Origin of the sequence: Kitasatospora sp. NPDC048296 (genome assembly GCF_043201815.1) — a bacterium.
Taxonomy (GTDB): Bacteria; Actinomycetota; Actinomycetes; order Streptomycetales; family Streptomycetaceae; genus Kitasatospora.
This window is the reverse complement of the sequence record NZ_JBICZB010000030.1, coordinates 85,827-92,351: the sequence shown is the minus strand read 5'-3', so window position 1 is coordinate 92,351 and position 6,525 is coordinate 85,827. Positions and strand designations below refer to the sequence as shown.

The window sequence follows — 6,525 nt, the reverse complement described above, 5'->3', positions numbered from 1 at the left end:
GCGCTCGGCGGCGTCCAGCAGGGCCGGGGCCTTCATCGCGCGGGCGAGGAAGGCCAGGTCGGCGGCGGTCTGGCGACCGGTTCGGGCCGCTTGGCTGTCCTTCGTCGCCGTGCCGGCGGTGGTGTTCGAGGTTGCGGGAGTGGTGCGGGCCATCAGGGGTCCTCCTTCCCGGCGCCGCCCTCGATGAGGGTGAACATGCGGTCGTAGGTGCCCAGTTCGCGTTGCTCGACCTCAATGCCCAGGCCGTCGGGGTCCAGAAGGGTGGCGGCGCGGGCGGTGGCCGCGAGGGCGGCCTGCTGGTGGATCACCTCGCCGCGCAGAACCTGGGCCGCGGCGGCGTGCTCGGGGTCGGTGATCGACTGGTGCTTGGCCCAGCAACGAGCGTGTCGGGCGACGATGTCGTTGCCGGTGATGACGGTGACCTCCTCGTTGTCGGCACGGACCATGACGGTGTGCCCGATAGCTCTGGGGTGGACGGAGTAGTCGCAGGTGTCGACGCGGATGTAGTGGTCGCGGCCGATGCGGGTGTGGAAGCGCCACCAGTGCGGCGGGGTGACCGGCGGGACGGTCAGCATCGCCGCGCGGTCCGCCTCCCACCGGTCCACCGGCCTGGCGTCGATCGAGCGGTGCTGCCTGCGGTTGGCGATCTGCAGCCACGCGGTCAGCTGGTTGTTGAAGTCGTCCGGGCCGGTGAAGACGCGGCCCGGCAGGAAACTGGTCTCCAGGTAGCCGTTCGCCCGCTCGACCAGTCCTTTCGCCTCCGGGTCGCGGGGCCGGCAGAGGTGGACCTTGATCGCCAGCAGGCCGGCGAACGCGGCGAACTCACTGGTCAGTTTGCCCTTGCCGACGCCCGCCTCGTTGTCCCAGACCAGCATCTTCGGGACAGCTCCCCAGCCGTCGGCCAGCAGGCGCCAGTGTCCGTCGATCAGGTCTCCGGTCTGCCGGGAGGGCAGCATCCGGGCGGTGATCACCCGCGAATACCCAGAGACGATCACCAGGACCGGCGGGCGGCCGGACTGGCCGTAGCCCAGCGGGATGTCCACCGCCGGGAACCACAGGTCGCATTGTGCGAGCTCACCGGGCTGATAGACCGTCCGCGAGACCGGATCGACCGGCAGATAGGCCGGCCGCAGTTCGCGCACCCGCTCCTTGAGGATCGTCAGCCCGCGCTCCCACCCGATCCGCTCGGCGATCACCGTGGCAGGCATCGTCGGGGTCTGCTTGAGCAGCTCCCGGATGGCCGGCTCCACCGCGTCCACCGCCGAGCCTTTCAACGGGCGCTGGTAGACCGGCGGCCGATCGGTGGCTAGCGCCCGCGCCACCGTGCCCCTGGAGATCCCCAGCTGCCGGGCCACCGCCCGGGCCGACAGCCCCTCGGCCCGGCGCAGCCGCCGGATCTCAGCCCAGTCCTCCACGTGGATCACCTCTCCTCCTCCTGACTCCAGAACCACTGAAGCCAGAATGATCAAGAGATCGCAGAGCGGCTCGCTTTTGATCCGCCGTCCGTGGTCCTCGATTCACCCGCCGCCGAGATAGCCCACCGCAACGTCTGGCGCTCGGCTGGCGTGTGCGGATCTCCATCGGATCTCCTATCGCTCAGCAGCGTTCGACCCTCCGGGGAAACCGGGAGGTGTCGTAGCAGCCGCGCGGGCCCAGTGTCCCGGGCAGTGGCTGCCAGAGCTATGCCGCTGACCGGTCATCTCAGGATCGGATTCGCACAGAGGACTCATCCGGGTGTCATCTTCGACACGATCACGGTCGCGAGCTGCGAGGTCTCGGTCTCGCAGCTGCGGCAGGGTGGCCAACGGGCACCGGTCCTGGGCAGGATGCCGGGCATGGACATCTTGGTGATCGGCGGAGGCTGGTTTCTAGGCACGGCCGTAGTCGAGGAGGCATTGCGGCGCGGCTGGGGCGTCACGACGTTCAACCGAGGGCGATCCGGGGCGCCGCTACCCGGCGTCCGGCAGGTAGTCGGGGACCGGACATCGGTTGACGACCTGACCCGGCTGGCCGCTCAGGGCCCGTGGGACGCAGTGATCGACACTTCCGCCGCCGAACAACCGCCGAAGGTGGTACTCGCAGGAGCGAGGGCTTTGGAAGCAGCCGCCGAGCGCTACATCTACATCTCGACGGTGTCGGTGTATGCCGGCTGGCCGGACCACCCACTCAGCGTGGGCGACCCGCTGATGGACGGGCCCGCCGACGCCGATCGCGAGTACGGGAGGAACCCCGAGGGCTGGCGAGGGCCCAATCTGCACTATGGAAGGCAGAAGGCCGGCGGTGAGCGGGCGGTGGTCGAGACACTCGGTGCGGAGCGGTCCTGGCTGGTCCGCCCCGGCGTGATCCTCGGGCCCCGCGAGTATGTCGGTCGGCTTCCGTGGTGGCTCCGCCGAGCCGAACGCGGCGGTCAGATCCTGGCGCCCGGCTCGGCGAGCAAGAGCATCCAGCCGGTCGACGTCCGGGACGTCGCACGCTTCGCCGTCGACCTCGCTGAACGGTCCGGCGGAGGCATCTACAACGCCACCGCCCCGATCGGCCGGGACACGATGGGCAGCTTTCTGGAGTCCTGTCTCGCGATGACGAACGGTCAGGGCAAGCTGCGGTGGGTACCGGATGAGGTGCTGCTGGAGCATGGCGTCCGGCAATGGACAGAGGTGCCACTGTGGCGGACCGGCGAGGGAGTCTGGCTGGTCGACTCCGAGCCGTCGTACGCGGCCGGCTTCGCCTGCCGCCCGCTGGAGGAGACGGTGCGGGACACCTGGGAGTGGCTCCAGGCCGGAAACGTTCCGGTCCCCCACCCGCGGGCAGCCGCTCTCGGCATCGACGCGGACCGTGAACGGGTGATCCTGGCGGCTGCCGGCCACCTCCGCTGACCGGAACGCAACGGGCTGGGGCGGGCCGGTTCTCGGCCGGTCCACCCCAGCCCGTTGCGGCTATGTTCTCTACTCGATTGCCAGGCGAGCAGCGACGCCACCGAGCTGCCTCGGGGCCGCGACTCGGGTGTACTCCTCCAGAGACTCCCGCAGAACGGCGGCGACCTGTGATGTCCGGACGGACTCAGTGGTGAGCAGCCTGCCGACGTGGACGACCCGCTCGACCAAGCCCTTGGCACGCCGGTCGGGGGCAAGCGCTGCGATGGGCTTCAGGACTTCGGCTGCCTCCTCCACCTCGCCGTTGAGGATCAGCGCCGCCGCGAGGTCCGTCCTTGCCTCCGCGTCGATCCTAAGAATCCTCTGCCCAGCGGGCAGGCTCGCTTGCAGCTCCAGCACCCGCCGGGTGTGTGCCAGCGCGTTGGCCCCATCGCGCAGGAGCACGAATGTGGTGCCGTGCGAGCGGGCGAGGCGATCGGGGCCGTGGAGGAATTCGCCGGCCACTTCGTCATGGAGGTCGTCTTGCTCGACGGTCTCCGCGTTGAGGGAACGCTGGACCGCCACTGCGGCCCTCCGCTGGTCTCCGAGGTGCCCGTAGGCTCTGGCCTCGATTGAAGCGATGCGTGCTTGACCGGCCGTGCCGACACCGGGTAGGGACTGTGCCTGCTGAATGAACCGGATCGCCTCACCCGGGCGACCCTCCCAGTAGGCGAGCATGCCAAGCGTGGCTGACGCGAATGCGGCCAGCGGGGTGAAGCCGGTGACTTCGGCGTACATGCCGGCGGATCGGGCCAGTCGGTTGGCCTCGCCGAGGGAGCCAAGACCGAAGGCGGCCAAGGCCAGAAGCGCCGTCGTCTCGCCGATCGCAATCAGGAGCTGCTGCTTCTGCTTGGGGATATGGGTTCGATCAAGAAGGCCTTCAGCACTCGTCCGGAGCTGCCGGGCCTCACGGAGCACGTCGAACGGCGAGCGGTTGTTGTAGGTACGGGCGAGTTGGCGAACGTCGGCCTGGACCTGTTCTATGGACAGGTCCGAGAGGAAGGCGGACGCTACGGAAGCGGCGTGGTCGGACGCCTCACGTGCAGTCATCGCGAGTTCTCTTTCAAGGTCTTGCCGGGATACTGCCGTCGGATCTCCCTCACCCGGCGGTGCCAGAAGTTCAGCAATCGTCCTGCCGAACATGCGCTGCATCGTCTGGGAGAAGACGGAAGTCGGCCGACTCACCGTCCCGGCGACCCAACGCCTGAACGTCGCCTCCGACATGTCCAGGTTGCGGAACCGTGAGTCCTTGAGGGTGCGCGCCAGTTCGTTTCCGGCGCTTCTGAGTTCCCTGCGGAAGTCCGGGAACTCCCATCCTGCCTTGTCGATCAGGGCACCCAGCAGCGTCTTGCTCGCCATGTCACACGCCTCCGCCCCGTGTTCTCAACCTAGCCCGGCCGCGTGCGCGGGAAGAGCCTGATCTAGCAATACCCGACAAGCAGAGCTCTCACATGGACATCTGACGAGATGACACCTCGGTGACGTCTCGACGGATCTTGAAGACGCCAGATGACACCCCACTGCCGTAGCGCTGTCTCAGCCACGGCGCGACAGTAGGTGGCCGATCTGTGAATCACAGTGCGAAGTGTCTCGACAACCGGACGTATCCGGGCGCCCTGCCGACAGCCTCGACGCTGGGCTATGCCCTCGTGATCGCCGTGCTGGCCTGCCCTCGACCGTCCCCGCGCTGTCTTCCACGACATACCGCCTGGCCAAGGAGCAACCTCGATGCCCCACCCCCAGCCGTCCTTCCTCAGCGAGTTGGTGACCGCAATGGCCGGCGCCGTCGCCGCCATTCATGTGAGTCCCGAGGGCCTCGTCGTGGGCACCTCGCCCGGGATCGGCCGCGACGACGCGGACAAGTGGGCCGCCGTGATGTCGGCGCTGAGCGCCGTCAGCACCAACAGCGCCGACATCATCGGCCGCGTCGCCTCCGATGGCGGCGGCGGGTGGGGGCACAGCATCATCGAGGACCGGTGCGGCCAGAACCTCACACTGGTCGGCGCGCCGGACAAGTCGATGCTCGCCGTGATCTGCACCAAGGACACGGATCTGGGCGAGCTCTTGGCCCGGATGATCGGCCTTGCGGAGCAGGGTGCCCTCGCGCTGGTGGCGGCATGAAGGCGGCACCGGCCGGGCGCGCCCATCGGGACGGCCGACTCCCGACTCCCCTTCCGGATGTGCTGGTTGCCCCTCACATTCCCGACCCGCACAGCCCCGGCATGGCCGGGCTCGCGTCCTACCTCGCCCGGCGCGGTGCCCGGGTGACGGTTGCGCCGCCGCTGGAGGGCCGCTGCACGGAGTTGCTCCAGCGGCTCGACCGTACTGGCGTCATGCTGCACCCGGTCGTGCCGGGTACGACGACCTCGCTGATCTGGGGAGGGGACGACGCGGCGGTGCCGGAGATCCTGGGTCTGACGGCGGGCCGTGGTCTGCCGTCGCTGGGCTACTCCCGTGCGGTGGAACTGCTGGCCGGCACGGCGCCGACCACGGTGGTCGTGGTGGGCAGCCACACCGTCGCGACTGCCGCTGCCGCGCTGACCTGTGCGCTCACCGCCCGCGACCCGGGCTGGATTCTCGACGCGGCCCCGATCGGCGACGCGCCCGGCTACGACGGCAGCGGCGACGTCCTGGTGGTCGACCTGGTCCCCGACTCCGCCCTGCACGAGGCCCCCCTACCTGGCTGGACTCACCGCGCCCTGGGAGCAGGGCTGCGTCCGGCGGTCACCCTGGTCACCGCGGTGGATACGGCGCCGCCGGCATTCAGGACGCGCGAGGAGGCGTTGGACGAGATCGAGGCCCTCGCCCGCCGAAGCGAGAACGTGGTGGTGTGGGCCGGCCAGCCGGGCTGCGACGAACTGCTGGAGCACCTGCGCCGGACGCCCGGTCCCAGGGTGGTGACGGTTGGCCGGGGCCAAGGCATGGACGTGCAGGTCCTCCAGCAACTGTGGAGTGGGGAGGATCACCACCTCACCATCCAGGCCGGTGGCGACCGGGCCACGCTCACCGTGCCCGTCACCGGCAAAACGGCCGCCCTCGGCGTCGCGGCGGCCTGCGCGACCGGCTGGGCGCTCGGCCTGCCCCTCGCCGAAATCGCGGACGGAATCGGAGCGTTCCCAGGCGTCCAGGGCTCGCTCACCCGGCTGGGCTCGGCTGGCGGCGTCACCGTCGTCGAGTCCCGTGCCCAGCACCCGGAGGAGATCGCGGCCGACCTCCAGGGCGCCCGGATGCTCACCGAAGGCGCGGTGGTCGCGATGTACGAGCCGGTCGGCCACCTGCGCACCACCGCGCTCGCCGGGCGGATCGCCGAAGCCCTCAGCGCCGCCGACCACACCGTGCTCCTGCCCGTCTGCTCGACCCCCACCCGAGCCCAGCGACACTCCGACGACGGCACCGAGGCGCTCCTCGGCGCCAGCTCCGAGAGCACGTTCGTGGTGCCCGAGCCCGGACCGGACCAGCCTGCCCCCGAGGCCCTGGCCGCCTCCCTCGTCCACCGCGGCGACCTGATCGTCACCATCGGCCGCGACTGCGCCCGCAGGATCGGCCCCCGCCTGCTGGCCGCCCTCGACCGACCCAAGCTCACCCAGTAGCAGCACGCCCCACCCCTGCTCGCACC

The 6,525-nt window shown here is 69.9% G+C and carries 5 protein-coding genes; 3 read left to right on the top strand and 2 right to left on the bottom strand.

The features are described from left to right. Window positions 1-152: 152 nt before the first annotated feature. Window positions 153-1,424, bottom strand: coding sequence for an IS21 family transposase (gene istA / locus ACGF12_RS19720; RefSeq protein ID WP_393031310.1), 1,272 nt, complete (start codon window positions 1,422-1,424; stop codon window positions 153-155). A gap of 258 nt (window positions 1,425-1,682) precedes the next feature. Between istA and ACGF12_RS19715 the strand changes: the two genes are divergently transcribed. Continuing rightward, complete coding sequence (locus ACGF12_RS19715; protein WP_393031307.1) at window positions 1,683-2,873, top strand: NAD-dependent epimerase/dehydratase family protein; 1,191 nt, start codon at window positions 1,683-1,685, stop codon at window positions 2,871-2,873. Window positions 2,874-2,942: 69 nt separating this feature from the next. Here the strand turns inward: ACGF12_RS19715 and ACGF12_RS19710 are convergent, their stop codons facing one another. Continuing rightward, entirely contained in the window at window positions 2,943-4,268 is a 1,326-nt protein-coding gene (locus ACGF12_RS19710) for a DNA-binding protein (RefSeq protein WP_393031304.1), read from the bottom strand. Between the two features lie 369 nt (window positions 4,269-4,637). On the opposite strand from ACGF12_RS19710, the gene ACGF12_RS19705 reads away from it, so the two are divergent. Both ACGF12_RS19705 and ACGF12_RS19700 read left to right on the top strand, forming a co-directional pair. After that, entirely contained in the window at window positions 4,638-5,030 is a 393-nt protein-coding gene (locus tag ACGF12_RS19705; protein WP_393031301.1) for a roadblock/LC7 domain-containing protein, read from the top strand. Between the two features lie 59 nt (window positions 5,031-5,089). After that, complete coding sequence (locus tag ACGF12_RS19700) at window positions 5,090-6,499, top strand: hypothetical protein (protein WP_393031298.1); 1,410 nt, start codon at window positions 5,090-5,092, stop codon at window positions 6,497-6,499. Window positions 6,500-6,525: the final 26 nt, after the last annotated feature.

What these genes read in the sequence shown, in the direction of transcription:
- ACGF12_RS19715 (WP_393031307.1), top strand. Translation starts at nt 1,683, where the DNA reads ATGCCGCTGACCGGTCATCTCAGGATCGGATTCGCACAGAGGACTCAT.
- ACGF12_RS19710 (WP_393031304.1), bottom strand. Translation starts at nt 4,268, where the DNA reads ATGGCGAGCAAGACGCTGCTGGGTGCCCTGATCGACAAGGCAGGATGG.
- ACGF12_RS19705 (WP_393031301.1), top strand. Translation starts at nt 4,638, where the DNA reads ATGCCCCACCCCCAGCCGTCCTTCCTCAGCGAGTTGGTGACCGCAATG.